The sequence below is a fragment of the Rhizobium sp. CCGE 510 genome (genome assembly GCF_000292525.1).
Taxonomy (GTDB): domain Bacteria; phylum Pseudomonadota; class Alphaproteobacteria; order Rhizobiales; family Rhizobiaceae; genus Rhizobium.
Genome location: NZ_AEYF01000001.1, coordinates 110,342 through 134,415, shown reverse-complemented (window position 1 = coordinate 134,415; position 24,074 = coordinate 110,342). Strand labels below are relative to the sequence as shown.

At 60.2% G+C, this 24,074-nt stretch carries 24 protein-coding genes, 3 tRNA genes and 1 riboswitch; of the genes, 23 read left to right on the top strand and 4 right to left on the bottom strand.

Annotated elements, in window-relative coordinates:
• The first annotated feature begins 309 nt into the window (after positions 1-309).
• From clpP to RCCGE510_RS00655, 5 genes are all read left to right on the top strand, one after another.
• A complete protein-coding gene (gene clpP, locus RCCGE510_RS00675) occupies positions 310-939 on the top strand; it encodes an ATP-dependent Clp endopeptidase proteolytic subunit ClpP (RefSeq protein ID WP_007626207.1) in 630 nt (209 codons plus the stop codon).
• A gap of 302 nt (positions 940-1,241) precedes the next feature.
• Positions 1,242-2,519 carry an ATP-dependent Clp protease ATP-binding subunit ClpX gene (clpX, locus tag RCCGE510_RS00670; protein ID WP_007626206.1) on the top strand — a complete coding sequence of 426 codons (1,278 nt, stop codon included), beginning with the start codon at positions 1,242-1,244 and terminating at the stop codon, positions 2,517-2,519.
• A 419-nt stretch (positions 2,520-2,938) separates the two neighbouring features.
• Complete coding sequence (lon, locus tag RCCGE510_RS00665) at positions 2,939-5,356, top strand: endopeptidase La (protein ID WP_007626205.1); 2,418 nt, start codon at positions 2,939-2,941, stop codon at positions 5,354-5,356.
• A 205-nt stretch (positions 5,357-5,561) separates the two neighbouring features.
• On the top strand, positions 5,562-5,837 hold the full coding sequence (hupB, locus tag RCCGE510_RS00660) for a DNA-binding protein HupB (RefSeq protein ID WP_003573937.1): 276 nt from the start codon (positions 5,562-5,564) through the stop codon (positions 5,835-5,837).
• A gap of 151 nt (positions 5,838-5,988) precedes the next feature.
• Positions 5,989-6,141: riboswitch (FMN riboswitch) on the top strand.
• Positions 6,142-6,337: 196 nt separating this feature from the next.
• A complete protein-coding gene (locus RCCGE510_RS00655) occupies positions 6,338-7,237 on the top strand; it encodes a DMT family transporter (RefSeq protein WP_007626204.1) in 900 nt (299 codons plus the stop codon).
• Between the two features lie 26 nt (positions 7,238-7,263).
• Here RCCGE510_RS00655 and RCCGE510_RS00650 read toward each other — a convergent pair whose 3' ends face one another.
• Positions 7,264-8,250, bottom strand: coding sequence for an aldo/keto reductase (locus RCCGE510_RS00650; RefSeq protein ID WP_007626203.1), 987 nt, complete (start codon positions 8,248-8,250; stop codon positions 7,264-7,266).
• A 229-nt stretch (positions 8,251-8,479) separates the two neighbouring features.
• Between RCCGE510_RS00650 and RCCGE510_RS00645 the strand changes: the two genes are divergently transcribed.
• Positions 8,480-8,902 carry a cupin domain-containing protein gene (locus tag RCCGE510_RS00645; protein WP_081525662.1) on the top strand — a complete coding sequence of 141 codons (423 nt, stop codon included), beginning with the start codon at positions 8,480-8,482 and terminating at the stop codon, positions 8,900-8,902.
• A gap of 6 nt (positions 8,903-8,908) precedes the next feature.
• On the opposite strand, the gene RCCGE510_RS00640 is transcribed toward RCCGE510_RS00645, so the two are convergent.
• Entirely contained in the window at positions 8,909-9,514 is a 606-nt protein-coding gene (locus RCCGE510_RS00640; RefSeq protein WP_007626200.1) for a class I SAM-dependent methyltransferase, read from the bottom strand.
• Between the two features lie 163 nt (positions 9,515-9,677).
• Here RCCGE510_RS00640 and RCCGE510_RS00635 point away from each other — a divergent pair, with 163 nt between their 5' ends.
• Together RCCGE510_RS00635 and RCCGE510_RS00630 are read left to right on the top strand one after the other, a co-directional pair.
• Entirely contained in the window at positions 9,678-10,037 is a 360-nt protein-coding gene (locus RCCGE510_RS00635; protein ID WP_007626198.1) for a hypothetical protein, read from the top strand.
• A gap of 218 nt (positions 10,038-10,255) precedes the next feature.
• Positions 10,256-10,804: a glutathione peroxidase gene (locus RCCGE510_RS00630; protein ID WP_007626196.1), complete on the top strand. Its 549-nt coding sequence runs from the start codon at positions 10,256-10,258 to the stop codon at positions 10,802-10,804.
• A 400-nt stretch (positions 10,805-11,204) separates the two neighbouring features.
• On the opposite strand, the gene RCCGE510_RS36040 is transcribed toward RCCGE510_RS00630, so the two are convergent.
• Positions 11,205-11,417 carry a hypothetical protein gene (locus tag RCCGE510_RS36040; protein ID WP_081525661.1) on the bottom strand — a complete coding sequence of 71 codons (213 nt, stop codon included), beginning with the start codon at positions 11,415-11,417 and terminating at the stop codon, positions 11,205-11,207.
• A gap of 293 nt (positions 11,418-11,710) precedes the next feature.
• A tRNA-Val gene (locus tag RCCGE510_RS00625) sits at positions 11,711-11,786 on the bottom strand.
• Between the two features lie 402 nt (positions 11,787-12,188).
• Here RCCGE510_RS00625 and RCCGE510_RS00620 point away from each other — a divergent pair.
• From RCCGE510_RS00620 to RCCGE510_RS00550, 15 genes are all read left to right on the top strand, one after another.
• Positions 12,189-12,265 (top strand) — tRNA-Asp (locus RCCGE510_RS00620).
• Positions 12,266-12,348: 83 nt separating this feature from the next.
• Positions 12,349-12,425: transfer RNA gene (locus tag RCCGE510_RS00615), tRNA-Asp, on the top strand.
• Between the two features lie 247 nt (positions 12,426-12,672).
• Positions 12,673-13,038 (top strand): NADH-quinone oxidoreductase subunit A, encoded by a 366-nt coding sequence (locus RCCGE510_RS00610; RefSeq protein WP_007626195.1) that lies wholly within the window; start codon positions 12,673-12,675, stop codon positions 13,036-13,038.
• Positions 13,029-13,613 carry an NADH-quinone oxidoreductase subunit B gene (locus tag RCCGE510_RS00605; protein WP_003578567.1) on the top strand — a complete coding sequence of 195 codons (585 nt, stop codon included), beginning with the start codon at positions 13,029-13,031 and terminating at the stop codon, positions 13,611-13,613. The genes RCCGE510_RS00610 and RCCGE510_RS00605 overlap by 10 nt, the downstream gene beginning before the upstream one ends.
• Positions 13,614-13,632: 19 nt before the next feature.
• Positions 13,633-14,235, top strand: coding sequence for an NADH-quinone oxidoreductase subunit C (locus RCCGE510_RS00600; protein WP_007626194.1), 603 nt, complete (start codon positions 13,633-13,635; stop codon positions 14,233-14,235).
• Positions 14,236-14,262: 27 nt separating this feature from the next.
• Positions 14,263-14,646: a four helix bundle protein gene (locus RCCGE510_RS00595; protein WP_346426499.1), complete on the top strand. Its 384-nt coding sequence runs from the start codon at positions 14,263-14,265 to the stop codon at positions 14,644-14,646.
• Between the two features lie 76 nt (positions 14,647-14,722).
• Positions 14,723-15,913 (top strand): NADH-quinone oxidoreductase subunit D, encoded by a 1,191-nt coding sequence (locus tag RCCGE510_RS00590; RefSeq protein ID WP_007626192.1) that lies wholly within the window; start codon positions 14,723-14,725, stop codon positions 15,911-15,913.
• The gene (locus tag RCCGE510_RS00585) at positions 15,913-16,185 is read left to right on the top strand and encodes a hypothetical protein (protein WP_007626190.1); all 273 of its coding nucleotides are present in this window, start codon (positions 15,913-15,915) and stop codon (positions 16,183-16,185) included. The genes RCCGE510_RS00590 and RCCGE510_RS00585 overlap by 1 nt, the downstream gene beginning before the upstream one ends.
• Before the next feature lie 16 nt (positions 16,186-16,201).
• A complete protein-coding gene (locus tag RCCGE510_RS00580) occupies positions 16,202-17,371 on the top strand; it encodes an NADH-quinone oxidoreductase subunit E (RefSeq protein ID WP_007626189.1) in 1,170 nt (389 codons plus the stop codon).
• 11 nt (positions 17,372-17,382) lie between these two features.
• Positions 17,383-18,687 carry an NADH-quinone oxidoreductase subunit NuoF gene (nuoF, locus tag RCCGE510_RS00575; RefSeq protein WP_007626188.1) on the top strand — a complete coding sequence of 435 codons (1,305 nt, stop codon included), beginning with the start codon at positions 17,383-17,385 and terminating at the stop codon, positions 18,685-18,687.
• 2 nt (positions 18,688-18,689) lie between these two features.
• Positions 18,690-19,403 carry a 5' DNA nuclease gene (locus RCCGE510_RS00570; protein ID WP_007626187.1) on the top strand — a complete coding sequence of 238 codons (714 nt, stop codon included), beginning with the start codon at positions 18,690-18,692 and terminating at the stop codon, positions 19,401-19,403.
• Between the two features lie 223 nt (positions 19,404-19,626).
• Positions 19,627-21,708 (top strand): NADH-quinone oxidoreductase subunit NuoG, encoded by a 2,082-nt coding sequence (nuoG, locus tag RCCGE510_RS00565; RefSeq protein ID WP_007626186.1) that lies wholly within the window; start codon positions 19,627-19,629, stop codon positions 21,706-21,708.
• Between the two features lie 12 nt (positions 21,709-21,720).
• Positions 21,721-22,764: an NADH-quinone oxidoreductase subunit NuoH gene (gene nuoH / locus RCCGE510_RS00560; RefSeq protein WP_007626184.1), complete on the top strand. Its 1,044-nt coding sequence runs from the start codon at positions 21,721-21,723 to the stop codon at positions 22,762-22,764.
• A gap of 40 nt (positions 22,765-22,804) precedes the next feature.
• The gene (nuoI, locus tag RCCGE510_RS00555; protein ID WP_007626183.1) at positions 22,805-23,296 is read left to right on the top strand and encodes an NADH-quinone oxidoreductase subunit NuoI; all 492 of its coding nucleotides are present in this window, start codon (positions 22,805-22,807) and stop codon (positions 23,294-23,296) included.
• A gap of 142 nt (positions 23,297-23,438) precedes the next feature.
• The gene (locus RCCGE510_RS00550) at positions 23,439-24,053 is read left to right on the top strand and encodes an NADH-quinone oxidoreductase subunit J (protein WP_007626182.1); all 615 of its coding nucleotides are present in this window, start codon (positions 23,439-23,441) and stop codon (positions 24,051-24,053) included.
• Positions 24,054-24,074 lie beyond the last annotated feature (21 nt).

The window sequence follows — 24,074 nt, the reverse complement described above, 5'->3', positions numbered from 1 at the left end:
CACTGCGGCATGGTTTTGGGCTGATATCTGCCGGTAGGCTTTCTGTCGGGTAAACGTGTATGAGCGCTCTCGAATGAAGTAAGCATTCCTTCATCCTGTCGTGGAGAAAAGCCGGGGGCGATGGCGCCAGGGGCTCGCCGTTAACAGGCGTTTGGGAGAAAGAGGCTACCAGCTAAGGTCGCCTTGCCCCGCCATCTTAACGTTATCCTCATGCGTGTCTTGAAGAGGAGGGCAGGGACACTCTATGTAGGGATAGACATTTTCTTTGATTCCCGGCGCCGGCCGGCGAGACGTTGACAAAGGACGCACATGAGAAACCCAGTCGATACCGCAATGGCCCTCGTGCCGATGGTCGTGGAACAGACCAACCGCGGTGAACGCTCCTACGACATCTATTCCCGCCTGTTGAAGGAACGCATCATCTTCCTGACGGGTGCCGTCGAAGACCATATGGCGACGCTCGTCTGCGCCCAGCTTCTCTTCCTCGAGGCCGAAAACCCGAAGAAAGAAATCGCCCTCTACATCAATTCGCCTGGTGGCGTCGTCACCGCCGGCATGGCGATCTACGACACGATGCAGTTCATCAAGCCCGCGGTTTCGACGCTCTGCATCGGCCAGGCCGCATCCATGGGCTCGCTGCTGCTGGCCGCCGGCCACAAGGACATGCGCTTCGCCACGCCGAATTCCCGCATCATGGTGCATCAGCCCTCGGGCGGCTTCCAGGGACAGGCTTCGGACATCGAGCGCCACGCTCGCGACATCCTCAAGATGAAGCGCCGCCTGAACGAGGTCTATGTCAAGCACACTGGCCGCACCTATGAGGAAGTTGAAAAGACGCTTGATCGTGACCATTTCATGGATGCGGACGAGGCCCAGACTTGGGGCGTGATCGACAAGGTTCTGACGTCGCGCATCGAAATGGAAGGCGAGCAGGCCTAGTAATTAATAGGGATGGTGTTTTCGTCGCCACAGTTCTATCCCATTTGTGATTGAACAAGGGCTTTCAACAGGCGACGAAGACGCTAATAGTAACTATTAATGCTATGTTGAATTTTTATGACATAGCATTTGGCATTCGAAGGGGATTCGTTGCCGCCGGGACCCGAACATGATTGATTGGGCCCGGTTCGTAGCCCCTGAAGCCCTTCTCGGCAAAGGCTCCGGAAACGGAGTGCCGCCAGGAGCTGATAGAGTGGACCGCGATTTCGCCTTGAAATGCGGCGTGCTGGAAGGAAAGTGAAATGAGCAAGGTCAGCGGCAGCAACGGCGGCGACTCCAAGAACACACTCTATTGTTCGTTCTGCGGAAAGAGCCAGCACGAAGTCCGGAAACTGATTGCCGGACCGACCGTCTTCATCTGCGATGAATGCGTCGAACTGTGCATGGACATCATCCGCGAGGAGAACAAGTCCTCGATGGTCAAGTCCCGCGACGGCGTTCCGACGCCCCAGGACATCATCAAGGTCCTCGACGAATACGTTATCGGCCAGCGGCAGGCGAAGAAAATCCTGTCGGTCGCCGTTCACAACCATTACAAGCGCCTGGCGCACGCCTCCAAGAACGGCGAAGTCGAGCTGGCGAAGTCGAACATCATGCTCGTCGGCCCGACCGGCTGCGGCAAGACCTATCTTGCCCAGACGCTCGCCCGCATCATCGACGTTCCCTTCACTATGGCCGATGCGACGACGCTGACCGAGGCCGGTTATGTCGGCGAGGATGTCGAGAACATCATCCTGAAGCTGTTGCAGTCGGCCGACTACAATGTCGAGCGTGCGCAGCGCGGCATCGTCTACATCGACGAAGTCGACAAGATTTCGCGCAAGTCCGACAACCCGTCGATCACCCGCGACGTCTCGGGTGAGGGCGTGCAGCAGGCGCTGCTGAAGATCATGGAAGGCACGGTCGCTTCCGTTCCGCCGCAGGGTGGCCGCAAGCACCCGCAGCAGGAATTCCTGCAGGTCGACACGACGAACATCCTGTTCATCTGCGGCGGCGCTTTCGCCGGCCTCGACAAGATCATCTCCGCCCGCGGCGAGAAGACCTCGATCGGCTTCGGCGCCACCGTTAAGGCTCAGGACGACCGCCGCGTCGGCGAAGTCCTGCGCGAACTGGAGCCGGAAGACCTGGTCAAGTTCGGCCTCATCCCCGAGTTCATCGGCCGTCTGCCGGTTCTGGCGACCCTCGAGGACCTCGATGAAGATGCGCTGATCCAGATCCTGTCCGAGCCGAAGAACGCGCTGATCAAGCAATATCAGCGCCTGTTCGAGATGGAAGACGTGGAACTGACCTTCCACGAGGATGCTCTGCGTGAAACCGCCCGCAAGGCGATCGTCCGCAAGACCGGCGCCCGCGGCCTTCGCTCGATCATGGAGAAGATCCTGCTCGACACGATGTTCGAACTGCCAACGCTGGAAGGCGTGCGCGAGGTCGTCATCTCTGAGGAAGTGGTTCGCGGTTCGGCCCGTCCGCTATACATCTATGCCGATCGTCAGGAAGAAAAGGCCAACGCTTCGGCGTAACCTTTGCGCTTTCGCACGATTATTTTGGGGGCTTGCCATCGGCAGGCCCCTTTCTATTTGAAAAACCATCCGAGGCACTGTTAGTATTTTGTCGGTGGGAACCGGAATTGACTTCGATGTTGCGCAAGGGGCCGATGTTGCGCAAGGAAGAGTGCTTGGCAATGATGCCGTGATTCCGTAAGCCTATTGTCGGCGTTTGTATTTTAGCCGGGTCGGAAGTGGTAAGCGCCGGTCCAGCCACGCGCTTCATAGTGTTGGCGTTTCGTTGTAATGAAGCTGTCACATCCGGGGAACGCGGGCGTTAGCGTGGCTTGAAAAGCTTAGTCAGAACCTCCACTTGTAGAACCAAGTGAGAGTGCCGGCCGGTCCCAAGCGGCCGCGCAGAGAGCCCGGTAACGGGACGATGGAAAGGACTTAAAATGACGAAGAAAACGTCTGTAGCGAGCAGTACTGCCTACCCTGTTCTGCCCCTGCGCGACATCGTGGTTTTCCCGCATATGATCGTGCCGCTGTTCGTCGGACGGGAAAAGTCGATCCGTGCGCTCGAAGAGGTCATGGGTTCCGACAAGCAGATCATGCTGGTGACGCAGATCAACGCCAGCGACGACGATCCGGATCCGTCCGCGATCCACAAGGTCGGCACCGTGGCCAACGTGTTGCAGCTGTTGAAGCTGCCCGACGGCACCGTCAAGGTTCTGGTCGAAGGCCGCGCCCGCGCCGAGATCGACACCTATACCAGCCGCGAGGATTTCTATGAGGCGCTCGGCCATGTGCTCGAGGAGCCGCACGACGATCCGGTCGAACTGGAAGCCTTGTCGCGTTCGGTCGTCTCCGAATTCGAGAGCTATGTGAAGCTCAACAAGAAGATTTCGCCCGAAGTGGTCGGCGCCGCCAGCCAGATCGACGACTATTCCAAGCTCGCCGATACGGTCGCCTCGCATCTGTCGATCAAGATCACCGAGAAGCAGGAGATGCTGGAGACCACCAGCGTCAAGGCTCGCCTCGAAAAAGCCCTCGGCTTCATGGAAGGCGAGATTTCGGTCCTGCAGGTCGAAAAGCGCATCCGCTCGCGCGTCAAGCGCCAGATGGAGAAGACCCAGCGCGAATACTACCTGAACGAACAGATGAAGGCGATCCAGAAGGAGCTCGGCGACGGTGAGGAAGGCCGCGACGAGATGAGCGAGCTGGAAGAGCGCATCTCCAAGACCAAGCTGTCGAAAGAGGCCCGTGAAAAGGCCGATGCAGAGCTGAAGAAGCTGCGCCAGATGAGCCCGATGTCGGCCGAAGCCACCGTCGTGCGCAATTATCTGGACTGGCTGCTCGGCATTCCGTGGGGCAAGAAGTCGAAGATCAAGGCCGATCTCAATAATGCCGAGAAGATTCTCGAAGCCGATCACTTCGGTCTCGACAAGGTCAAGGAGCGCATTGTCGAATATCTGGCCGTGCAGGCTCGCGCCACCAAGATCAAGGGCCCGATCCTCTGCCTCGTCGGCCCTCCGGGTGTCGGCAAGACCTCGCTCGCTCAGTCGATCGCCAAGGCGACCGGCCGTGAGTATGTCCGCATGGCGCTTGGCGGCGTTCGCGACGAAGCCGAAATCCGTGGTCACCGCCGCACCTATATCGGCTCGATGCCCGGCAAGGTCATCCAGTCGATGAAGAAGGCCAAGAAGTCGAACCCGCTCTTCCTGCTCGACGAGATCGACAAGCTCGGCCAGGACTATCGCGGCGATCCGTCTTCGGCCCTGCTCGAGGTGCTCGATCCGGCACAGAACTCGACCTTCATGGACCATTATCTGGAGGTCGAATACGACCTGTCGGATGTGATGTTCATCACGACGGCGAATACGCTGAACATCCCGGCTCCGCTGATGGACCGCATGGAGATCATCCGTATCGCCGGCTACACCGAAGATGAAAAGCGCGAGATCGCCAAGCGGCATCTGCTGCCGAAGGCCATCAAGGAACATGCGTTGCAGCCGGAAGAGTTCTCGGTCAACGACGACGCCCTGATGTCCATCAGCCAGCACTACACCCGTGAAGCCGGCGTCCGCAGCTTCGAACGCGAACTGATGAAGCTCGCCCGCAAGGCGGTGACCGAGATCATCAAGGGCAAGACGAAGTCCGTCCATGTGACGGCTGCCAACATCTCTGATTATCTGGGCGTCCCGCGCTTCCGCCATGGCGAAGCCGAGGGCGAGGATCAGGTCGGGGTTGTCACAGGTCTTGCCTGGACGGAAGTCGGCGGCGAGCTGCTGACCATCGAAGGCGTGATGATGCCGGGCAAGGGCCGTATGACGGTCACCGGCAATCTGAAAGAAGTGATGAAGGAATCGATCTCGGCGGCGGCCTCTTATGTCCGTTCGCGCGCTGTCGATTTCGGCATCGAGCCGCCGCGCTTCGACAAGAGCGACATCCACGTGCACGTGCCGGAAGGTGCGACGCCGAAGGACGGCCCCTCGGCCGGCGTCGCCATGGCGACCGCGATCGTCTCGATCATGACCGGTATCCCGGTGAACAGGCACGTGGCCATGACCGGTGAAATCACCCTTCGCGGCCGTGTGCTGCCGATCGGCGGTCTCAAGGAAAAGCTGCTCGCAGCGCTTCGCGGCGGCATCAAGAAGGTGCTGATTCCGGAGGAAAACGCCAAGGATCTGGCGGAGATTCCGGATAACGTGAAGAACAGCATGGAGATCATCCCGGTGTCCCGCATGGGCGAGGTGATCAAGCATGCGCTGATCCGCCGGCCGGAGCCGATTGAATGGGACGGCACGGTGGAAACGCCGGTCATCGCAACGGTCGAAGGCCTCGACGAGACGGGCGCGACCATAGCGCATTGAGTGGCCTCGGCCACATTTATGCCCCATTGGCTGAAAACTCGGAAAAAGGCTGGCGGAAACGCCAGCCTTTTTTGTGAAAACGTCATGTAGACGCTTGCTTTTCCTTGATTTGCAGGGCTTTTGGGTTCCCGGCGGGCCTGATGATACCTATTCGGCGCCTAGCTTATATTGAGTCGTTTCGTACCATTTAGAAAGGGGTGGAAACATGAACAAGAATGAACTCGTGTCCGCAGTCGCCGAAAAGGCAGGACTGACGAAGTCTGACGCGGCTTCCGCTGTTGACGCGGTTTTCGACGTTGTCCAGGGTGAACTCAAGAACAAGGGCGACATCCGCCTTGCAGGGTTCGGCAGCTTCACCGTTTCTCATCGTGCCGCATCGAAGGGCCGCAACCCTTCGACGGGCGCTGAAGTCGACATTCCGGCTCGCAACGTGCCGAAGTTCACGCCTGGCAAGGGCCTGAAAGACGCCGTCAACGGCTGATCTGAGATTATCCGCCAGCCGTAAACGAGACCGGCTGTGCAGGATTTGGAAAGGGGTTCGGCTTTGCCGGACCCCTTTTGCTTGGCCCTTTGCTTTGTCGGGCCCTTTGCTTTGTAGCTCTTGCCGCGATGCGGGCTTTGATTTACGACATCTCTGTTCTCAGGGCGGGGTGAAACTCCCCACCGGCGGTAAGGGTCTCGGCCTGAGCCCGCGAGCGCTTTCCCGAGCTGTCGCTTGGGAAAGGTCAGCAGATCCGGTGCGATTCCGGAGCCGACGGTTAAAGTCCGGATGGAAGAGAATGAGTGTCGGCCGTGCGAGGGGCGGGGATCTGCCGTGTCGTTCTAAGCCCGGCCTCATGCGTCCTGATTTATGTTGGTCCCTGCATAATTCCTTAAATCGGAATCGATCTAAGGATTAAGATTATGCAGTAACTTAAAGTTCTACAGCGACCTTTGCGCGTCTGAAAAGACGCGCGGCGCTGTAGTTTTTGGATGAAAGACATGAGTCAGAATTCTCTTGCGGTCGAGCCGTCCCGCGCCATTGTCGGTGCACTCTGGATGGTCCTTGCCGGCATCGCCTTTTCGCTTCTCAACGTCGTCACCCAATGGCTGACGATGAAGCTTGCCTTTCCCTCGGCCTCGGCAGCCTTCTGGCAATATGGCTTCGCCTTCCTGTTTTCGCTGCCGTTCCTTCGCAGGCTCGGCCTGGCGGCGATGCGCACACACTATCCCTGGCGTCACCTGGCGCGCGTCGTGCTTGCGGCGCTCGGGGTCGAGGCTTGGGTCGCCGGCCTTGCCGCGGTGCCGATCTGGCAGGCGATCGCACTGGTAATGACCTCGCCCTTCTTCATCATTCTCGGCGCCCGGCTTTTCCTGGGAGAGCGCGTCGGTCCGGCCCGCTGGGCCGCGACCGCAGCCGGTTTCACCGGCGCGATGATCATCCTGCAGCCATGGTCTGATGGTTTTGGCTGGGCGGCACTCTTGCCGGTGCTCTCGGCGCTGCTCTGGGGCGCCTCGTCGCTGATCACCAAGAGCCTGACGGGCATCGAGCGACCGGAGACGATCACCGTCTGGCTGCTCGTTCTGCTGACGCCGATAAACGGCGGGCTGGCGCTTGCGGCAGGCTTTGCAGTGCCGACGGGTGCAACTCTTGCTTTGTTCCTGCTGGCCGGGCTGCTGACCGCCGCAGCGCAGTATTTCCTGACGCTTGCCTATGCCGCAGCCGATGCCGCCTACGTCCAACCTTTCGACGATCTGAAGCTGCCGCTGAACGTGCTGGCCGGTTGGTTGTTTTTCGGCTATGCGCCGGCGGGCTACCTCTGGCTCGGAGCAGCGCTTATCCTTTCCGCCTCGCTCTTCATCATGCGAAACGAGATGCGCAGAGAGCGGAAACCTGCCTGAGGTGCCAAAAAAGCGATGCTCCGCCTCTACCAGCGCTGATGCACATGCGGCGCGATCAGCCGCTCGTAGATCTCGCGCGTCGCCGCCATGACATCGGCCGACAGCGGTGCAAGATCGGCGGCGGCCGCATTGGCTTTCGCCTGTTCGCCATTGCGGGCGCCGGGGATGACGACGGTGACGGCTTCCGCCATCAGGATCCAGCGGAGCGCAAAGGCCGCCATGGTTGCGCCCTGAGGTACAAGCTTGCGCACCTCTTCCACCGCCTGCAGGCCGACTTCGAAGGGAACGCCGGCAAAGGTTTCGCCGACGTCGAAGGCTTCGCCGTGGCGGTTGAAATTGCGGTGGTCGTCGCTGGCAAAGTGGGTCTCCCGGGTAATCTTGCCGGAGAGCAGGCCGCTTGCCAGCGGCACGCGGGCAATGATCGCAACATTCCTGCGGCGCGCTTCCTGGAAGAACAGGTGGTCGGGACGTTGGCGGAAGATGTTGTAGATGATCTGGATGCTGACGACGCCGGGATACTCGATCGCCTTCAGTCCGTCCTCGACCTTTTCGACGCTGACGCCGTAACCTTTGATCTTGCCGGCTGTCTGCAGCGCGTTCAGGTCCTCGAAGACCTCAGGCTGGTAAAGCACCTCACGCGGCGGGCAGTGGAGCTGCAAGAGGTCGAGGCTGTCGACGGCAAGATTCTCAAGGCTGCGGTCGATGAAGCCTTCGAGGTTGACCTTCGAATAGCCTTCGGCGACATGCGGGTTGAGGCGACGGCCCGCCTTGGTGGCGACCATCGGCCGCTGGCCGCCGCGCGCCTTCAGGACGTCGGCGATGATCTTTTCCGAGCGGCCGTCGCCATAGACGTCAGCCGTATCGATGAAGGTCATGCCGGCATCGAGTGCGGCGTTGAGCGCGGCGCGCCCATCAGCCTCGCTGATATCGCCCCATGAGCCGCCGATCTGCCAGGCGCCGAAGCCGACATTGGTGACGGTGAAGGGCATGCGGCCGAAAGCATGGTGTTTCATGAAAAATTCTCCCAATGCATGTTGCCCGGAAGTGTGCAGCGGTTCCGGGACAACGACATGCATAAAAACAAAGGGCTAAAGCGCGTCGCATGAATCAAGTTTCAATGCGACGTGCTTTAAGTGATGAAAGATATCGGCCTATCAGTCGGGCGAGGATGCGGCAATTGCCGATCCGGCTTTGATTGGTCGCCTCGATGAAATATCGTTCCGCTACAAAGCTTCAACCGCAATGAATGGAAAAGGAAAGATCATGGAGATCAAACCCGCCGGCTCTCGCCCCTCGATGAAGCCGCCAGCCGATTATTTCACCGGCGCCGTTCGCCAGGATCCGCTGATGGAAACGCCAGAACCGGCCCGGATGCGGGCAACCTCCGTCACTTTCGAACCCGGCGCCCGCACCGCCTGGCACACGCATCCACTCGGCCAGACGCTGATCGTGACCTCAGGCAGGGGCCTCGTCCAGAGCTGGGGCGGTGGGATAAGCGAGATCCGCGCCGGCGACACGGTATGGTTTTCGCCGGGCGAAAAACATTGGCACGGTGCCGCCGCGGACACGGCGATGACACACATCGCCATTCACGAGGCGCTGGACGGCAAGCATGTCGACTGGATGGAGCATGTCAGCGACGCGCAATATTCCGGCAAGGTGTAGGACCGGTTAGAGCCGCTTCAGGCAATAGGAAAAATGCGCATGTGATTCGACTGTCAGGAACTCGAATTGCCAGCCGCAGTCCTTGCAGAATTTGGTGACCGCCTCGACGACGCCATAGACGATCGGCTTGACCGTATTGCCGGTGCAGAAATCATGCCCGGCAATGCGCCCCGTCCGCTTCACCTTCTTTTCACAGAGCAGCAGTTCCTGCCAGGTGAGCTCGAAGGAATGGTCGGTATCGATATAGGCCCAGTCGAGGAAATCGTCCTCGAATTCTGCGAGCTTTTCCAGCGATGTGCCCTGCATCAGATGCAGCCGGCCGGCCTCGATCTCGGCCGAAAACGTCGTGTGGATGGTGTCGAGGCCGGAGCTGTAACGATCCATCGACCAGGGATCAATCAGGTAAAGCTGCGCCGGGCGATTCTTTTCCAGGATCTCCGCCGTATAGTCGCCGAAGGCTGCACCCACTTCGACGCCGATGCCGCCGTTGGGGATCCGGTAGAGCAACTCGCCGCGATCCGGCAGCAGGCGGGCGTTTTCCATATGATGGGCGCTGAGCGGAGTGCGCGGCATGCTCGCCCGGAGCGCCTGCCTGTCTTCACGTGTCTTCATCTCTGATCTCGGGATTACGGGCGACTGACGGCCCTGATTTGGTATGCGGCGAACGTAGGAGCAGCCGAAGCCGATGACAACCACATGACGGGAATTTGCTTCTTTCGAACAAATCGCTAAGTTTCATCTGTGGACTGACGAGAGCCTCGGGAGGAGCGATTTCATGAGACGCATGTGGCCTGAAGAGTTCAACGCCATCATCAAAGGGGCCGAGGAGGTGATGTTGGAATCACCGGCAGAGGCCGGCGAAGCACCGCTGCACCGCAAGGCGCTGAAGGCACGCATCAGCATGGAGGATTACGAGCGGATCTGGCCGTTTGCCGAGATGCGCTTCCGGCTTGGTGAGGAAGCCCTGGAAGGCAAGGCCATCACGCTGATCACCACCAACCCGCATTACCACGCCTGGCACCCGAAGGACGGCGGCAGCGTCGAATCCGTGTCGGACAGCGGCCGCCATTTCAAGACGGATTATATCGTCGTGCACTTCCTGCTCGACGACGTGAAGGAAACATCCCCCGCCTGAGAGGTCTAAGCCCGGCACAGGCCGCTGAAGCGCATCGCGTCGAACTTGATTCGCGCGACGCGCTTTAGTTCTTCGTCCCGGAACCTCTGCACGCGTCCTGATGCCATGCATTGGGCCACACCAGTGTCTCCTGACGCGGAATTGATTTCGACGCTGATGACAACCGCGGCGATATCGCTAAGTTTGGCGAATATGTTCCCATGAAATTGGAGGTTCCCGTGACGGCGAACGTGTTGGATATTCCTGTCAAAACAGTGGATGGTCGTGAAACCGCGCTCAACGAATACACGGGCCGCGTGCTCCTGGTCGTCAATGTCGCCTCGAAATGCGGGCTGACCGTTCAATATGAGGGGCTCGAAAAGCTCTATGGCGAAAAGCGCGAACGCGGCTTCGTTATCGCCGCTTTCCCCGCCAACGACTTCAAGGGCCAGGAGCCCGGCACCGACGCCGAGATTCTCGATTTCTGCACCAGCACCTACGATGTCACCTTCCCAATCTTTTCGAAGATCTCCGTCAAAGGCGAAGCCCAGCACCCGCTCTACCGGCAGCTGACGAAGTCTGGCGTGAAGACGACAGGTGAGGGCCCGATGCGCGAACGGCTGAAATCCCACGGCATGTCAGGTGGCGACGAGGACGACATTCTCTGGAACTTCGAAAAATTCCTGATCGGCCGCGACGGCAAAGTCGCCGCCCGCTTCGCGCCGGATGTGACGGCCGATGATTCGCGGCTGGTTTCGGCGGTGGATAAAGAACTGGCGAAGGGATGAATGGTGGGCGATGAGCCCCGACTGTCACGATTCTAAAGCGCGTCGCGATCTTTCCGATTCGCTTCTCGCGCTTTAGCTCCTTGTTTTGCGCATGTCGTTGCTGCAAAACCGCTGCACACTTTTACGCGACATGCTTTAGAACGCCACTTCGGAATCCCGAAATTCCCCGCTTCGGGATTCCGAAATCCGCGGCGCTTCCCGAGGTGTCGACAGAAAAAAACATGCAATGATTTCAATCCCACAACCAATTTCGGGATTCCGAAGTGCTATATAGAGTCTGGTGGGGAGTCAGAGCGACGGCGCTCGACCGCGATCAGAGACGCTGTCACAGTCAAAAAGCCATGGATGCCGTCGGGCTAGCAAGCGCGCATGGACCACGATGATTCGCTGAGAACGATCGTCAGATCCCAAGTACGGTTACAAGCGGGGGCGTAAAGTCCTTGAAGCCCACTCTCGGCCAGTCGCACCGCCTGTCAAACCGCGTCTTTGGTTCGTGGCGCTGGCATTGCGGATTCGTCTTGAAGGCGTATCCGGGCAGCCTGACATATCTGGCGCCTGGCGTATAAAGGGCGACCGCGATGCACAGCGTCAATGCGGAGCAGAGAGACCTCATGGCACACCTCCAGGCATTGTGAGCCTTCAAGCGCGGAGATTTCCGGGCGACGAATTCTCCCACTTTTGCTGGCCCTCATCCATTCGCCCAATAGGGGGTGGCTGCAGCGGCCGGGAGTAGTCCGTTTTGGTGGAGCGTTGGCTTCAGACGGCGCCCCCGCATCTGGCCCTGCTGAGCGCTTTCACCGGATCAGTGGCCGATTGGAGCCCCGGATAGGTGGTGAAGCAATGCGGGCGTCTGCCTGCGAAGCCTCAACATCATCCAGCTATTAATACTTTATGGGAGGAAAAGAATGGTGGGCGATGACGGACTCGAACCGCCGACATCCTCGGTGTAAACGAGGCGCTCTACCAACTGAGCTAATCGCCCATCGCAAACGAAGCCGGATCGGCCTGCCGCGTTGGTGGCCGTGATCTATGCGGATCGCGGCAAAACCGCAAGAGCGTTTGTGAAGATTTTTTGATTTTTTTGGCGGCGGCCCCGTTCCTTCCGATACCCGTCGGGTGCGGCCGGCTGTGGATAAAGGGGAGGGGGCATGTCGGCTTCGACCGTGCCGGCGGCTTCGACCCGGCCTCGGTGCTGCAGCGGGAAACGGATTTGCCGCCTTTTCCTTCATTCCGTGCGGCCTTGCCAAAACAATTCAACGGCTGTCATGGTTTTGTCTCCAAACCTGCTTGACACTAAAAGGCGAACCCCGTAGTTAGCCGCTCATCGAAACGGGCAGCCGTTTTGGTGAGGGTGCGAAAGCATCCGGACTGCTTGAAATGAATTGCGGGTGTAGCTCAGTTGGTTAGAGTGCCGGCCTGTCACGCCGGAGGTCGCGGGTTCGAGCCCCGTCACTCGCGCCATTTCAAGTCTTGTAAAAACGCAAAGCGATTTGTTGTTTGTCCGGCTTTCTTCACCCTCGCGGCCGCAAATGGCCGATCAATGCGCGGGTGTAGCTCAGTCGGTTAGAGTGCCGGCCTGTCACGCCGGAGGTCGCGGGTTCGAGCCCCGTCACTCGCGCCATTATCTTCACCAAGCCATGCAGTTTCCACTGGTCAGACATGCAGCTTCACACGGCTTGGGCGGATTTGTCGCGACATCGTTGCATCTGCTTGATAATGTCCGCGCGCCACGCGTCGAATTGCCTCTGTAAATCTCTTGCGCCGGGGCTTCGGCTGCGCTAACCACGGCTTGTTGCAACGCACGTTCGCTTGCCGGGCATTTGCCCAAATGTGCCGCCTGGCGCCTCCGGCAAGCAGGGATGAACATGATGACTGAACTGCTCAGTTCCTATATTCCGATCGCTATCTTCATCGCTATCGCGCTCGTTATCGGCCTGGCGCTGCTCATTGCGCCGTTCGCCGTGGCTTTCAAAGCGCCCGATTCGGAAAAGCTCTCGGCTTACGAATGCGGCTTCAACGCGTTCGACGATGCCCGCATGAAGTTCGACATCCGCTTCTACCTTGTATCGATCCTCTTCATCATCTTCGACCTGGAAGTCGCTTTCCTCTTCCCCTGGGCCGTTTCCTTCGGCGCCATCGGCTGGTTCGGCTTCTGGTCCATGATGGTCTTCCTCTTCGTGCTGACCATCGGCTTTATCTATGAATGGAAAAAGGGAGCCCTGGAATGGGAGTAGCCCCTGTGAGCAATCAGCCACTCGTCGCCCAGCAGCCGAAGGGGATCATCGATCCCTCGACCGGCAAGCCGATCGGCAGCAACGACGCATTTTTCGGCGAGATCAACAACGAGCTTGCCGACAAAGGCTTTCTCGTTACCTCGACCGATGAACTGATCAACTGGGCCCGCACCGGTTCGCTGATGTGGATGACCTTCGGCCTTGCCTGCTGCGCCGTCGAAATGATGCAGCTGTCAATGCCGCGTTATGACGTCGAGCGCTTCGGTTTTGCGCCGCGCGCTTCGCCGCGCCAGTCCGACGTCATGATCGTCGCCGGCACACTGACCAACAAGATGGCGCCGGCCCTGCGCAAGGTCTACGACCAGATGCCCGAGCCGCGCTACGTCATCTCGATGGGCTCTTGCGCCAATGGCGGCGGTTATTATCACTATTCCTACTCGGTGGTGCGCGGCTGCGACCGCATCGTGCCGATCGACATCTACGTGCCGGGCTGTCCCCCCACGGCAGAGGCGCTGCTTTACGGCGTGCTTCTGCTGCAGAAGAAGATCCGGCGCACCGGCACGATCGAACGCTAAGGGTTAAGGACAAAGGCATATGAGTGAAGCCCTGACTGAGCTTGCGTCCTACCTTGGCGAAGCGCGCGGTAACCTGATCGCCGCATCGCAGCTGAAGTATGGCGAGCTGACGCTGACGGCGACCGGTGAGAACCTGATCGCGCTTTTGACCTTCCTGCGTGACGACGCCAAATGCGGTTTCGTCAACCTGATTGATATTTGTGGCGTCGACTGGCCGCAGCGCGAGTTGCGTTTTGACGTGGTCTATCACCTGCTGTCGCCGAAGCAGAACCTGCGCATCCGCGTCAAGGTGGCAACCGACGAGGATACGCCGGTTCCATCGGCCTGCGCCGTTCATCCCGGCGCCGACTGGTTCGAGCGCGAAACCTGGGACATGTACGGCGTACTCTTCACCGGCCATCCGGACCTGCGCCGCATCCTCACCGATTACGGCTTCGAAGGCCACCCGCTGCGCAAGGACTTCCCGACCACAGGTTTCGTCGAGGTCCGCTACGACGACGCGGCAAAGCGCGTCGTATACGAGCCGGTCGAGCTCAAACAGGAATTCCGCAACTTCGACTTCATGTCGCCTTGGGAAGGGACGGAGTATGTGTTGCCGGGGGATGAGAAGGCGAAGCCTTGAAGGCGAATAGTGAGTAGCGAATAGCGAATAGTTGGAAAGGGCGGCCAGACGATAAACTCCTACAAGGATATTAAGGTCTGGCAGATGGCGATCGATCTCGCGGTGGATTGCTATCAGTTGACCAAAAAGTTTCCCAAAGAGGAGATTTATGGTCTGACGGCTCAGATACGCAGGGCGGCGAGTTCGATAGCCGCCAATATTGCTGAAGGACACGGACGTGAAGTCACGGGAAGTTTCATTCAGTTTCTGCGCATCTCCCAAGGTTCGCTGAAGGAATTGGAAACGCATATGCTCATCTCTCATCGCATCGGTCTGATCGAGGAGAGTGAGTTCAGGCAGATGACCGAAAAGTGCGACGAAATCGGACGAATGGTTCGAGCGCTGATACGGAGTCTCCAGGAGAAACGATGAGACCGAACGAAACTATTCGCTATTCGCCATTCGCTATTCGCTTGATTGGCAACGCGTTTGGCATGGAGCACCCAGCATGACCGAACATAACGTCCGCAACTTCAACATCAATTTCGGACCGCAGCATCCGGCGGCGCATGGCGTTCTTCGTCTTGTCCTGGAGCTTGACGGCGAAATTGTGGAGCGGGTTGATCCGCATATCGGCTTGCTGCACCGCGGCACCGAGAAGCTGATCGAGACCAAGACCTATCTTCAGGCTGTGCCCTATTTCGATCGTCTCGATTACGTCGCGCCGATGAACCAGGAACATGCCTATGCGATGGCTGTGGAAAAGCTGCTCGGCATCGACATCCCGATCCGCGGCCAGCTGATTCGCGTTCTCTATTCGGAAATCGGCCGCATCCTCTCGCATCTGCTGAACGTCACGACGCAGGCCATGGACGTCGGCGCGCTGACGCCGCCGCTCTGGGGCTTCGAAGAGCGTGAAAAGTTGATGGTGTTTTACGAGCGCGCCAGCGGCTCGCGCATGCATGCCGCCTATGTCCGTCCGGGTGGCGTCCATCAGGACCTGCCGGAACAGCTCGTGCAGGATATCGGCGACTGGTGCGACCCGTTCCTGAAGGCGCTCGACGACATCGACAATCTGTTGACCGGCAACCGCATCTTCAAGCAGCGCAACGTCGATATCGGCGTCGTGTCGCTGGAGGACTGCTGGGCCTGGGGCTTCTCCGGCGTCATGGTGCGCGGTTCGGGCGCTGCCTGGGATCTGCGTCGCGCCCAGCCTTACGAATGTTATTCCGATCTCGAATTCGACATTCCGATCGGCAAGAACGGCGACAACTATGACCGCTACCTGATCCGCATGATCGAGATGCGCGAATCGGTCCGGATCATGAAGCAGTGCGTCAATCGCCTGTTGTCGGATGCCAAGACCGGTCCTTTCTCGTCGATCGACGGCAAGGTCGTGCCGCCGAAGCGCGGTGAGATGAAGCGCTCGATGGAAGCGCTGATCCACCATTTCAAACTCTATACCGAAGGCTACCACGTGCCGGCCGGCGAGGTTTACGCCGCCGTCGAGGCGCCGAAGGGCGAGTTTGGCGTCTATCTGGTTTCCGACGGCTCCAACAAGCCGTATCGCTGCAAGATCCGTGCGCCGGGTTATGCGCATCTGCAGGCGATGGATTTCATGTGCCGCGGCCATCAGCTTGCCGACGTCGCGGCCGTACTCGGCTCGCTCGACATCGTCTTCGGCGAGGTGGACCGTTGATGCAGCGTCTGCCGCTTGCCGTCGCCCTTCTTCTTGCGGCATCCGGGGTTTCGGCCCAGGAGACCGATACGCTCGGCACGCCGCTCGGTCGTAAGGAAGTGACGCCGCCAGCGGCACAAACGTCCATGGGCGATCTTTTGTCCAAGGGCTATCAGATCAAGGCTGCCATTCCGAATGGCGGCAAATTCGTAGTGTTTATGCAGAAAGACCAGTCGGCCTATGCCTGCGAAATGCAGTCTTTGACCGCTTCGCGGTGTGGAACCCTAAACTGACAAGGCGTGAGAAAGAATGTCCGTTCGTCGATTAGCCGAAGATCAATTTCAGCCTGCCGCATTCGCTTTCAGCGATGAAAATGCGGTCTGGGCGGACAAGACGATCCAGAAATACCCCGCCGGCCGCCAGCAATCGGCGGTCATCCCGCTGTTGATGCGGGCGCAGGAGCAGGATGGCTGGGTCACGCGCGCGGCGATCGAAAAGATCGCCGACATGCTCGACATGGCCTATATCCGGGTGCTCGAGGTCGCGACCTTCTATACGCAGTTCCAGCTGCACCCCGTCGGCACCCGCGCCCACGTCCAGGTCTGCGGCACGACGCCCTGCATGCTGCGCGGCTCGGAAGCGCTGATGTCGGTCTGCAAGAGCAAGATCCATGCCCATAGCTTCGAGCGCAATGCCGAAGGAACGCTGTCGTGGGAAGAGGTTGAATGTCTTGGCGCCTGCGTCAACGCCCCGATGGTGATGATCGGCAAGGACACCTATGAAGATCTGACGCCGGCACGTCTCGAAGAAATCATCGATACCTTTGCCGCCGGCAATGGCGCGAGCATCAAGCCCGGCACCCAGATTGACCGAGTGTTTTCGGCGCCGGAAGGCGGCCTGACCTCGCTGACGACGGCAGAGCCGAAGACAAGGACGCGCGCCAAGAAGGCCGATGCCGAAACCGTGTCGGCTCCGGTCGTCGACGCCGCTCCGGTCCCGCCGTCGGAGGCCGCCCGCCCGAAGAGCACAGATGCCGAGACCAATGCCGCGCTGAAGACGCCGGCAACGGCGCCGAAGGCGGCTGCCAGAAATGCCAAGGCAGCCGAGCAGCAGCCGGTTTCCGGCACTGCGGCTGCCGAACCGGCGCCGGCACCCGCCGTCAAAGCGGAAGCCGCCACGGCCGCAAAGCCTGCCTTGACCGACAAGAACCGTCCGGCCGGCATCGAAAAGCCTGCCGCGCCGGATGATCTGAAGATGATCTCCGGCGTCGGCCCGAAGATCGAGGCGACGTTGAACGAGATCGGCATCTTCACCTTCTCGCAGGTAGCCGGCTGGAAAAAGGCCGAACGCGAATGGGTCGACGGCTTCCTGAACTTCCGCGGCCGCATCGAGCGCGACGACTGGGTCAAGCAGGCCAAGGCGCTCGCCAAGGGCGGCGAAGCGGAATATATCAAGGTCTTCGGCAAGAAGCCGCGGTAAAGAGGTGAAGCATGTTACAAGATAAAGACCGCATCTTTACCAACATCTACGGCCTCAAGGACAAGTCCCTGAAGGGCGCGATGAGCCGCGGCCACTGGGACGGCACCAAGCAGATCCTCGAAAAGGGCCGCGACTGGATCATCAACGAGATGAAGGCATCGGGCCTGCGCGGCCGTGGCGGCGCCGGCTTCCCGACTGGCCTCAAATGGTCCTTCATGCCGAAGGAAAGCGACGGCCGCCCGCACTACCTCGTCGTCAATGCCGACGAATCGGAGCCCGGCACCTGCAAAGACCGCGACATCATGCGTCACGATCCGCATACGCTGATCGAAGGCTGCGTCATCGCCAGTTTCGCCATGGGCGCCAATGCGGCCTACATCTATGCGCGCGGCGAATATATTCGCGAGCGCGAAGCGCTGCAGGCGGCGATCGACGAATGTTATGATTATGGCCTGCTCGGCAAGAACAACAAGCTCGGCTGGGACATGGACATCTACGTCCATCACGGCGCCGGCGCCTATATCTGCGGCGAGGAAACAGCCCTGCTCGAAAGCCTGGAAGGCAAGAAGGGCCAGCCGCGCCTGAAGCCGCCTTTCCCGGCCAATATGGGTCTCTACGGCTGCCCGACGACGGTCAACAACGTCGAATCGATCGCCGTTGCGCCGACGATCCTGCGCCGCGGCGCCGGTTGGTTCTCGGCCATCGGCCGCCCGAACAATGTCGGCACCAAGCTGTTCATGCTCTCCGGCCACGTCAACAAGCCGTGCACGGTCGAAGAGGAAATGGGCATCACCTTCCGCGAACTGGTCGACCGCCATGCCGGCGGCATCCGCGGCGGCTGGGACAATCTGCTGGCGGTCATTCCGGGCGGCGCATCCTGCCCGATCGTTCCGGCTAAGGACATCATCGACTGCCCGATGGATTTCGACGGCCTGCGCGGCGTCGGCTCCTCCTTCGGGACAGCCGCCGCGATCGTCATGGACAAGTCCACCGACGTCATCAAGGCGATCGCCCGTATCTCCGCTTTCTTCAAGCACGAGAGCTGCGGCCAGTGCACGCCCTGCCGCGAAGGCACCGGCTGGATGTGGCGGGTGATGGAGCGCATGGCCAAGGGCAATGCCCAGAAGCGCGAAATCGACATGCTGTTCCAGGTGACGAAGCAGATCGAAGGCCACACCATCTGCGCGCTCGGCGACGCCGCCGCATGGCCAGTGCAGGGTCTGATCCGTAACTTCCGCCCCGAGATCGAAAAGCGCATCGACCAGTATACGGCAAGCGCTCTTGATCATGGCGCGGTTCTGGAGGCGGCTGAATAATCATGGCGGACAACGCATCGAAGAGTGGAAAGAAGGAAGACGCCGCCGATTTCGCGGCCGGCTTCGGCCGTCTTGCCGCCGAGATGCTGGAAAATGCACGGGCAATGCCGGTGCATCCGCTGATGGCGCATCCTGCTGCAGCCTTTGCCGCCGCAACCGCGATCGGCTTCGGTTTCTCGACTCAGATGGCGGGCGCCTTCTTCGGCGCCTTCCAGAGCGCGTTGGAAACGACCGGCAAGGTCGCGGCTGCCCTCGATGACACGCCACCGGAAGCGCTGGCGCCGGATGTCGATATCCGGCCGGAAAATATTCGCCCTGCGGTCAAGGTCGTCGCCAAGGCTGTGGTCAAGCCGGCGGCCGCGGACAAGCCGACGGCGGAGAAGCGTGAAGTCGAGAAGAAGGCAAAGCCGAAACTGACTGTGGTAACACCGGTCGGCGAACCGGTACCTGCCAGCCAGCCGAAGCCGGCTGTGAAGGCAAAGCCGACCCCGCGGGCGAAAAAGGCCGACGATCTGAAGCTGATCACCGGCATCGGCCCGAAGCTGGAGCAGGTGATGCGTGACAGGGGCATTCGCAGCTTCGCCGAGATTGCTGCCTGGAGCGTCGAGGACATTGCCCGGCTCGACGCCGAGCTTGGCGTCAACGGCCGCATCGGGCGTGACGACTGGACCGGCCAGGCAAAAGTTCTGGCAGGGCGGGCGCGCCGAAGGAAATAAACTGTCCGGCCGTGCAATCGGCCGGAAAGATGGGCAGATCGGCGGACGGGCGGGGGCCTCACGCTGCGGATGCCGGTGCGGGTTCCGGACCTGGAGCACGCGACAGAGAATTTGGGCGACATCAGATGTCGGCAGGACGAAAGATCCGGCTAGGCAATGAGAGTGTTGCAAAAATAGGTTTGTTTGCCGTCATCAGGCAAACGGGAAACAGGACTGAGCGACGATGGCAAAACTGAAGATTGACGGCAACGAGATCGAGGTTCCGGATCACTACACGCTGTTGCAGGCGTGCGAGGATGCCGGCGCCGAAGTTCCGCGCTTCTGCTTCCATGAGCGGCTGTCGGTTGCCGGCAACTGCCGCATGTGCCTTGTCGAGGTAAAGGGCGGCCCGCCGAAGCCGCAGGCTTCCTGCGCCATGAGCGTGCGCGACATTCGCGGCGGCCCGAATGGCGAACTGGCCGAGGTCTTCACCAACACTCCGATGGTCAAGAAGGCCCGCGAAGGAGTGATGGAATTCCTGCTGATCAACCATCCGCTCGATTGCCCGATCTGCGACCAGGGCGGCGAATGCGACCTGCAGGACCAGGCGATGGCCTTCGGCATCGACACCTCGCGTTACCAGGAAGACAAGCGCGCCGTCGAAGACAAGTATATCGGCCCGCTGGTCAAGACGGTGATGAACCGCTGCATCCACTGCACGCGCTGCGTCCGCTTCACCACCGAGGTCGCCGGCATTTCCGAACTCGGCCTGATCGGCCGCGGCGAGGATGCCGAGATCACCACCTATCTCGAACAGGCGATGACCTCCGAGCTGCAGGGCAACGTCGTTGACCTTTGCCCGGTCGGCGCGCTGACCTCCAAGCCCTTCGCTTTTTCCGCGCGTCCGTGGGAATTGAACAAGACCGAATCGATCGACGTCATGGATGCCGTCGGTTCGGCGATCCGCGTCGATACCCGCGGCCGTGAAGTCATGCGCGTTCTGCCGCGTGTCAACGAGGCGATCAACGAAGAGTGGATCTCCGACAAGAGCCGGTTCATCTGGGATGGCCTGAAGACCCAGCGCCTCGACCGGCCCTATGTCCGCCGCGACGGCCGCCTGCAGGCTGCCAGCTGGGCAGAAGCCTTCGGCGCCATCAAGGCTGCCGCCACCGCCACCTCCGGCGACAAGATCGGCGCAATCGCCGGCGATCTCGCTTCCGTCGAGGAAATGTATGCGCTTTCCGAACTGGTGAAGTCGCTGGGATCGACCAATCTCGACTGTCGCCAGGATGGGGCGGCGCTCGATCCGTCGCTCGGCCGCGCAAGCTACCTTTTCAACCCGACCATCTCGGGCATCGACCAGGCCGACGCGCTGCTGATCATCGGCGCCAATCCGCGCTTCGAGGCGGCAATCCTCAATACCCGCATCCGCAAGCGCTGGCGCCGCGGCAAGTTTCCGATCGGTGTGATCGGCGAGCCGAGCGAGCTGCGCTACAGCTATGATTACCTCGGCGGCGGTCCCGACACGCTGAAGGATCTGGTCGACGGCGGTCACGCCTTTGCCGAAGTTCTGAAGAACGCTGCCAAGCCGATGATCATCATCGGCCAGGGCGCGCTGTCGCGCACCGATGGCGCCGGCGTACTCGCCAGCGCCGCCAAGCTTGCCGGTTCGGTCGGCGCGGTTGTCGAAGGCTGGAACGGCTTTGCCGTCCTCCATACCGCAGCCTCTCGTGTCGGCGGCCTGGACCTCGGTTTCGTGCCGGGTGCCAAGGGCGTCCATGCCGCCGAAATGCTGACGGCGATGGATGTGCTCTTCCTGCTCGGCGCCGACGAACTCAATTTCACCGCCAAGAAGGCCAAGCTCACGGTCTATATCGGCTCGCATGGCGATAACGGCGCGCATCATGCCGACGTCATCCTGCCGGCCGCAGCCTATACCGAAAAGTCCGGCACCTGGGTCAACACCGAGGGCCGCGTCCAGATGGGCAACCGTGCAGGCTTTGCGCCGGGCGATGCCCGCGAGGATTGGGCGATCATCCGCGCCCTTTCCGACGTGCTCGGCAAGAAGCTTCCCTTCGATTCGCTCAGCGAATTGCGCGTCCGGCTCTATGCCGCTTTCCCGCATTTCGCCGCCATCGACGAGATCGCCGAAACCGATAGCGCCCAAATTGCCGCAGTTGCGAAAAAAGCCGGCAAGATGAACAAATCCGGGTTTGCGTCGCCGGTGAAAGACTTCTATTTGACGAACCCGATAGCGCGTGCCTCGGCTGTCATGGCGGAGTGCTCGGCATTGGCCCGCAACAACTTCAAAGTCGCGGCAGAGTAAGGGCAGGGGACTATGGATTCTTTCTTTTCGACCTATGTCTGGCCGGCGATCATCATGATCGGTCAGTCGCTGCTGCTTCTCGTCTGCCTGCTCGTCTTCATCGCCTATGTGCTGCTCGCCGACCGTAAGATCTGGGCGGCCGTGCAGCTGCGCCGCGGCCCGAACGTCGTCGGCCCCTTCGGTCTGTTCCAGTCCTTCGCTGACCTTCTGAAATTCGTCTTCAAGGAGCCGGTCATTCCGGCCGGCGCCAACAAGGTAGTGTTCCTGCTTGCCCCGTTGGTAACGGTGCTGCTGGCGCTTGCCACCTGGGCCGTGGTGCCGCTCGCCGATGGCTGGGTGATTGCCAATATCAATGTCGGCATCCTCTATATCTTCGCGATCTCCTCGCTCGAGGTCTACGGCATCATCATGGGTGGCTGGGCTTCGAACTCGAAGTATCCATTCCTCGGCGCCCTGCGCTCGGCAGCACAGATGGTCTCCTACGAAGTCTCGATCGGCTTCGTGATCGTCACCGTGCTGCTCTGCGTCGGCTCGCTGAACCTGACCGATATCGTCAATGCGCAGCATACCGGCCTCGGCACCATGCTCGGCCTGCCATCGTCGTTCCTCGACTGGCACTGGCTGTCGCTCTTCCCGATGTTCATCATCTTTTTCATTTCGGCACTTGCCGAGACGAACCGCCCGCCCTTCGATCTTCCGGAAGCCGAATCGGAACTCGTTGCCGGCTTCATGGTCGAATACGGCTCGTCGCCATACATGATGTTCATGCTCGGCGAATATGCGGCCGTCTGCCTGATGTGCTCGCTGACGACGATCCTCTTCCTCGGTGGCTGGCTGCCTCCGGTCGACATCTGGATCCTCAATTGGGTTCCGGGCATCATCTGGTTCATGCTGAAGGCCTGCTTCGTGTTCTTCATGTTCGCGATGGTCAAGGCGTTCGTCCCGCGCTACCGCTACGACCAGCTCATGCGCCTCGGCTGGAAGGTCTTCCTGCCGCTGTCACTCGCCATGGTCGTCATCGTTGCATTCGTGCTGAAACTGATGGGTTGGGCATGATGATGTCAGCTCTCGTTTCCGGCAAAATTGGAGGTTGAAGATGGCAAGCTTGTCCGGTTCCATCAGCTCGCTGTTTCTCAAGGAATTCGTCGGCGCGTTCTTTCTGTCGATGCGCTATTTCTTCCGCCAAAAGGCGACGATCAACTATCCCTTCGAGAAGGGTCCGGTCTCCCCGCGTTTCCGCGGCGAGCATGCGCTGCGCCGTTATCCGAACGGCGAAGAGCGCTGCATCGCGTGCAAGCTCTGCGAGGCGATCTGTCCTGCCCAGGCGATCACCATCGAGGCCGGTCCCCGTCGCAATGACGGCACCCGCCGCACGGTGCGTTACGACATCGACATGGTGAAGTGCATCTATTGCGGCTTCTGCCAGGAAGCCTGCCCGGTCGACGCCATCGTCGAAGGCCCGAACTTCGAATTCGCGACGGAAACCCGCGAAGAGCTCTATTTCGACAAGGGACGGCTTCTGGATAACGGCGACCGGTGGGAGCGCGAAATCGCCCGCAACATCGCGATCGACTCGCCGTACCGCTGATCGAGTTTTTGAAATGCCGTAAGGGAGCTTAGCTGCTTCGGTCGCGGTCAATATGCACAGGAGCTTTGCCGGTCAGCCGCGCAAAGCTCTATCGGGCAGAAAAACTCCCGGCTGCCCGGGGGAAGATGAAAAAGGCACCAACATGGGTCTGCAGGCTCTATTTTTCTACCTTTTCGCCTTTGTCGCGGTGGCGTCGGCGTTCATGGTCATCTGGGCGAAGAACCCGGTTCACTCGGTTCTGTTCCTGATCCTGGTGTTCTTCAATGCGGCCGGCCTCTTTCTGCTGCTCGGTGCCGAATTCCTGGCGATGATCCTGCTCGTCGTCTATGTCGGTGCCGTCGCCGTGCTCTTCCTCTTCGTGGTGATGATGCTCGATATCGACTTCACCGAACTGAGGGCCGGCGTTCTGGACTATGCGCCGATCGGCGGGCTGATCGGGGTGATCCTCGCGGCCGAACTGATCGTCGTCATCGGCGGCAGCGTCATCTCGCCCGAGATCGCCAAGACGGTCGCCATGCCGATCCCGGCGCTGACGGAACGCACCAATACCGCCGCCCTCGGCGACGTGCTCTACACCAACTACGTCTATTTCTTCGAGATCGCCGGTCTGGTGCTGCTCGTCGCCATGATCGGCGCGATCGTGCTGACGCTGAGGCACCGCACCAACATCAAGCGGCAGAATATTCCCAGGCAGGTTGCCCGCACGCCCGCCACCGCCGTCGAGGTGGTGTCGGTCAAGCCCGGGCAGGGCGTCTAAGGCAGGTCAAGGAACAAAGAA

What these genes read in the sequence shown, in the direction of transcription:
- clpP (WP_007626207.1), top strand. Translation starts at nt 310, where the DNA reads ATGAGAAACCCAGTCGATACCGCAATGGCCCTCGTGCCGATGGTCGTG.
- clpX (WP_007626206.1), top strand. Translation starts at nt 1,242, where the DNA reads ATGAGCAAGGTCAGCGGCAGCAACGGCGGCGACTCCAAGAACACACTC.
- lon (WP_007626205.1), top strand. Translation starts at nt 2,939, where the DNA reads ATGACGAAGAAAACGTCTGTAGCGAGCAGTACTGCCTACCCTGTTCTG.
- hupB (WP_003573937.1), top strand. Translation starts at nt 5,562, where the DNA reads ATGAACAAGAATGAACTCGTGTCCGCAGTCGCCGAAAAGGCAGGACTG.
- RCCGE510_RS00655 (WP_007626204.1), top strand. Translation starts at nt 6,338, where the DNA reads ATGAGTCAGAATTCTCTTGCGGTCGAGCCGTCCCGCGCCATTGTCGGT.
- RCCGE510_RS00650 (WP_007626203.1), bottom strand. Translation starts at nt 8,250, where the DNA reads ATGAAACACCATGCTTTCGGCCGCATGCCCTTCACCGTCACCAATGTC.
- RCCGE510_RS00645 (WP_081525662.1), top strand. Translation starts at nt 8,480, where the DNA reads ATGAATGGAAAAGGAAAGATCATGGAGATCAAACCCGCCGGCTCTCGC.
- RCCGE510_RS00640 (WP_007626200.1), bottom strand. Translation starts at nt 9,514, where the DNA reads ATGAAGACACGTGAAGACAGGCAGGCGCTCCGGGCGAGCATGCCGCGC.
- RCCGE510_RS00635 (WP_007626198.1), top strand. Translation starts at nt 9,678, where the DNA reads ATGAGACGCATGTGGCCTGAAGAGTTCAACGCCATCATCAAAGGGGCC.
- RCCGE510_RS36040 (WP_081525661.1), bottom strand. Translation starts at nt 11,417, where the DNA reads ATGAGGTCTCTCTGCTCCGCATTGACGCTGTGCATCGCGGTCGCCCTT.
- RCCGE510_RS00610 (WP_007626195.1), top strand. Translation starts at nt 12,673, where the DNA reads ATGACTGAACTGCTCAGTTCCTATATTCCGATCGCTATCTTCATCGCT.
- RCCGE510_RS00605 (WP_003578567.1), top strand. Translation starts at nt 13,029, where the DNA reads ATGGGAGTAGCCCCTGTGAGCAATCAGCCACTCGTCGCCCAGCAGCCG.
- RCCGE510_RS00600 (WP_007626194.1), top strand. Translation starts at nt 13,633, where the DNA reads ATGAGTGAAGCCCTGACTGAGCTTGCGTCCTACCTTGGCGAAGCGCGC.
- RCCGE510_RS00590 (WP_007626192.1), top strand. Translation starts at nt 14,723, where the DNA reads ATGACCGAACATAACGTCCGCAACTTCAACATCAATTTCGGACCGCAG.
- RCCGE510_RS00585 (WP_007626190.1), top strand. Translation starts at nt 15,913, where the DNA reads ATGCAGCGTCTGCCGCTTGCCGTCGCCCTTCTTCTTGCGGCATCCGGG.
- RCCGE510_RS00580 (WP_007626189.1), top strand. Translation starts at nt 16,202, where the DNA reads ATGTCCGTTCGTCGATTAGCCGAAGATCAATTTCAGCCTGCCGCATTC.
- nuoF (WP_007626188.1), top strand. Translation starts at nt 17,383, where the DNA reads ATGTTACAAGATAAAGACCGCATCTTTACCAACATCTACGGCCTCAAG.
- RCCGE510_RS00570 (WP_007626187.1), top strand. Translation starts at nt 18,690, where the DNA reads ATGGCGGACAACGCATCGAAGAGTGGAAAGAAGGAAGACGCCGCCGAT.
- nuoG (WP_007626186.1), top strand. Translation starts at nt 19,627, where the DNA reads ATGGCAAAACTGAAGATTGACGGCAACGAGATCGAGGTTCCGGATCAC.
- nuoH (WP_007626184.1), top strand. Translation starts at nt 21,721, where the DNA reads ATGGATTCTTTCTTTTCGACCTATGTCTGGCCGGCGATCATCATGATC.
- nuoI (WP_007626183.1), top strand. Translation starts at nt 22,805, where the DNA reads ATGGCAAGCTTGTCCGGTTCCATCAGCTCGCTGTTTCTCAAGGAATTC.
- RCCGE510_RS00550 (WP_007626182.1), top strand. Translation starts at nt 23,439, where the DNA reads ATGGGTCTGCAGGCTCTATTTTTCTACCTTTTCGCCTTTGTCGCGGTG.